This window comes from Streptomyces millisiae, from assembly GCF_031845425.1.
GTDB classification, from domain to species: Bacteria; Actinomycetota; Actinomycetes; order Streptomycetales; family Streptomycetaceae; genus Streptomyces; species Streptomyces millisiae.
In genome coordinates this window covers 1-436 of record NZ_JAVREM010000340.1, presented here as the reverse complement: position 1 = coordinate 436, position 436 = coordinate 1, and the positions used below count along the sequence as shown (strand labels likewise).

At 62.4% G+C, this 436-nt stretch carries 1 protein-coding gene; it reads left to right on the top strand.

Annotated elements, in window-relative coordinates; all coding sequences use genetic code 11:
- Positions 1 to 353: hypothetical protein (locus RNC47_RS36980; RefSeq protein ID WP_311605252.1), on the top strand; the 353-nt coding region annotated here is incomplete at its 5' end.
- Positions 354 to 436: the final 83 nt, after the last annotated feature.

The window sequence follows — 436 nt, the reverse complement described above, 5'->3', positions numbered from 1 at the left end:
CCACCCCCCAAGACCTGCACGTGCAGCCCGGCCACGTATATGCGATGGAAGCCCCCGACGATCCGATCCAAGGGGTGTACGACGCCAGATCTGTCATCCAGGGCATCCCGATCCTCGGCTCGTATCTCAATGACGAATTCGGCGATTTCGGCCCGAACCCAGCCACCAACCCCAACTTCACCCAGCTGGCTACCGCCCCCACCACTGTCCCCGACGGCCGCACGCTAGAAGGAGTAAGCGGTCCACACGCGCACAGCCAGTACCCTCAACTGGGCGACAACAATCAGCCCCGAACCAGTGGTTACAACATCGCTGCAGTCGTAGCAGGCACCGCACCCATCCCGGACAAGTGAGCACAGCGCCTATGACCTTGAACCGCACCGTCCGCTACCAGCTCAGCGCGATCACGTGCTTCGCGTCGATTGCGCTACTAGCC